The following is a 2,898-nucleotide window of genomic DNA, read 5'->3' as shown; positions in this document are numbered from 1 at the left end:
CGTTCCAGTCCTTGGGGATGTCGGGGTTGGGCTGGATGCGGTAGGCGACCAGGGCCCCGCTGTGGGCCAGCCGCAGGGCGAAGACGTCGGCGGTCTGGGACTGCACGACGGCGAAGCCGGTGTTGGCCGGGACGTAGCGGCGGCCGGTGGCGGGGTTGAGCAGGCGGCCCGGGTCCTCCCAGTGGCCGGCGAGGGAGACCTTGGTGGTGCGGGCGGTGTTCTCGCCCTGGGAGACGGAGGTCTCCTCCGCCCAGCTGTTGGAGAACTCCAGGTTGCCGCGCACGCTGGCGGAGACGCCGCCCTTGGCGATGGACTTGGCGATGCCGAAGCCGAGCGGGGCGGTGATCATCCAGACGTCGACGTCCACCTCGTTGGACAGGGCGAAGCCGAAGGCGGCGTCGACGCTGCGCTCCTTGGCGGAGGACAGCGAGCGCACCACCTGCTCGGCCTCGGTGAGCTGGACGGAGGAGGCGCCCTCGAAGGTGTCGCTGCCGGGGTCGGTGAGCCCGGCGGTCAGGTTCTCCGAGGGGACCGGCGGGGCGCCTTCCACATAGCCGATGAGCTGCGGGTCGAACTGGATCTGGCTGACCCATTCGCTGACCAGCTCGCCGACCTTGTAGCCGGTGACGAGGTGCCAGCGCCCGTCGCGCAGGTAGCTGTAGGCGCGCTTGAGGACGCCGAACGCCTCGCCGCGGGCGCCGTACTGCATGTCGGCGTACTCGGCCACGGCCGGGGCGGCGGAGAACCGTCTCGTGGAAGGGGGTGCGCATCCCGGCCAGCGCCGAGCGGACCTGCGCGGTGTCGGTGGAGACCGGCGCGCTGGACAGGACGGTGCGCGGGCGGGTGGCCTCGGCGCCCAGGCGCAGGTGGTTGCCGCGCAGGCCGTCGTCGCGGACCTGGGCGACGTCCGGCTCGGTGGAGTCCCGGTCGAACGGCCAGTAGGCGACCAGGTCCTCCTTCTCGCCCTTGAGCCGGGTGAACAGGTTGTCGAGCAGCTGCTCGTGGGTGCGGGCGGTGCGCCAGATCCGCACCTCCTCCAGCACGCCGTTCAGCGACTCCGCGGCCTTGCCGCCCTTGATCACCGCGCCCAGGGTCAGCTGGGCGTCGCCGGCGTCGGCGAAGGCCGCGCTGTCGGGGGCGCCGGGGGTGCCCGCCGGGTCGCAGGCCACGGCGACGCCGTTGCGGTAGAGCCGGAAGACGCTGCCGCGCGGGTCGGGGTTGCGGACCCAGCGGGCGCCGCGCAGCCGGGCGGGGTGCGAGCCGGTGGCGTCGGCCGCCGTGCCGCCCGCGTTCTCCTCGAACCGCCAGTGCGCGGTCAGACCCCGGTCGCGGGCGGTGACGGCGGTGCCGAGCCGGGCGGCGTCGCGGGCGGCGCCCCAGATCCGGACCTCGGCGAGCACGCCGGTCAGCCGCTGCACGACGGAGCCGTCGCGGGTCCGGCCCAGTTCCAGCGGCGCGTCGTTGCCGCGCGGGCCGGGGCCCTCGTAGCGGGCCGTGCCGATCTCCCGGCCGTCCAGGTGGAAGCGGATGTCCTGCCATTCGCGGACCGAGACCGACTCGACCAGTTCGACGCTCTGGGTGACCGGCTTGCCGTCGGCCCCGGCCGCGGTGATCTGACGGGTGCCCTTCTGCTCCTGCATCGAGCGACCGCTCTTGCGGACCACCGCGATCCGGTGGAACGTCCCGGCCTTGACGCCCTCGGTGGAGGTGAAGCGCACGGCCCGGCCGTCGGGCTCCTCGAAGGCGAACTCCAGCCGGCCGTCCGGCAGCACCGCCAGCCGGTACGGCACACTGCCGCCCGCGCCGTCGGCGGTGCGGCCCTTGGAGAGCAGGCCCTGGGTCTCGCCGAGCCGGTCGAGGCGGGCGAAGACCTCCAGCGTCAGGTCGTCGGCGATGTCGAGGGCGTCGTCGTCGGCGACCTCCAGGTAGGCCTCGCCGTCCAACCGGACGGCCCAGGACTGCTGGTAGGCGGCGGCGAAGTGGCTCCACTCGCTCAGCGGGAAGGTCTCCCGGCTGACCACCCGGCGATCGCCGACGGTGGCGACGGCCCAGTAGCGGCCGCCCTCGATCGGCGACAGCGCGGACACCGGGCCCGGCCGGCCGCGCAGTTCGGCGTGCCGCTTGTTGGCGGAGCGGTCGGTCAGCACGGGCTGCGCACCGGCGGCCGGGGCGGAGTAGACCCAGTAGCCGAGCAGTCCGGCCTCGCCGCCGGTGAGCCGGCGCTTCATCGTGGCGCGCACGTCGTCGCCGCCGCGCGCGCTGGACCAGAGCCGGACCTCGTCGATCTGGGCGGAGGCGAACCCGGCGGGCAGGAAGGGCACCTGCGCCAGGGAGAACCTGCCCTGGCCCCGGTAGGGGGCGCTCGCGGTGCGGCGGGCGATCTCCTGCCCGTCCCGGTAGATCACCTGCTGGCTGGTGCCGCGCTCGAAGACGCAGGCCCAGTGGTGCCACTGGGTGTCGCCGAAACGCTGGGTGGTGTCCAGGTCGTCGCCGTAGAAGGCGAAGGTGAACTTGCCGTTCGAGCGGAAGCCGATGTGCAGGCTCTCACCGGCACGGCCCTGGTCGCCACTGTGCCCGAGGACGAAGTGGTCGCGCTCGTCGACGGCGGTGCGGCGGGCCCAGAACTCGACGGTGAAGTCGCCGTCCCCGAAGCCGAACGCACCGGGCACCACGGCGGCCGCGCTCACCCCGTCGTAGGCCAGCGCCGAGGCGGCGGGGCCGCCGAGCAGCCCCAGGCCGTACGGGCTGTCGCCGGCGTTGGCGTGCACCAGCCGCACCGGGCCCTCGACCCGCTCGGGGTTGACCCAGGCCTCCACGGTGAGGTCGCCGGGGGTGGCGGCCCGCGGCAACTGCTCGGCGGGCAGCGCCAGGAAGCGCCCCTGCCCGTCGAAGGCGTAG

At 74.3% G+C, this 2,898-nt stretch carries 1 protein-coding gene; it reads right to left on the bottom strand.

Features of this window, described 5'->3' with window-relative positions:
• On the bottom strand, nt 1-2,898 hold a 2,898-nt coding region (locus tag ACIQOV_RS35585; RefSeq protein ID WP_401054960.1), incomplete at both ends, for a LamG-like jellyroll fold domain-containing protein.

The organism is Kitasatospora sp. NPDC091257 (assembly GCF_044757675.1).
GTDB lineage: Bacteria > Actinomycetota > Actinomycetes > Streptomycetales > Streptomycetaceae > Kitasatospora > Kitasatospora lactacystinica.
The sequence above is the reverse complement of the archived record's forward strand: the minus strand, read 5'-3'. Positions and strand labels throughout refer to the sequence as shown.